Source organism: Priestia sp. SIMBA_032 (assembly GCF_046535215.1).
Lineage (GTDB): Bacteria > Bacillota > Bacilli > Bacillales > Bacillaceae_H > Priestia > Priestia aryabhattai.
On sequence record NZ_JAWRXD010000950.1, the window covers coordinates 1 to 261 of the forward strand.

A 261-nucleotide genomic window follows, 5' to 3' on the forward strand; every position below is an offset into this window, starting at 1 on the left:
TCACAACTTTTCTGACTCTACATTTCAAAATAAGCTCAATTTATACTACAAAAAATCCACTGACAAATTTAAAAACAAATTAGAAAAAGAAGCAAAAAAATACTATAAAGAGACAGAAGGATCTAGTACACCATTTCATCCGTACGTAGCAAATGTTGATTATAAAGTCTCTTTAAACAAACCACCTTTTCTTAGCCTATATGTGAATTACTATCAATATACTGGCGGAGCACACGGTCTTTATACGTGGAAGGCAAATAC

The 261-nt window shown here is 31.8% G+C and carries 1 protein-coding gene; it reads left to right on the top strand.

Annotation, left to right across the window (positions count from 1 at the left end; translation table 11 throughout):
* On the top strand, positions 1–261 hold a 261-nt coding region (locus tag SB717_RS37150), incomplete at both ends, for a DUF4163 domain-containing protein (RefSeq protein ID WP_410908108.1).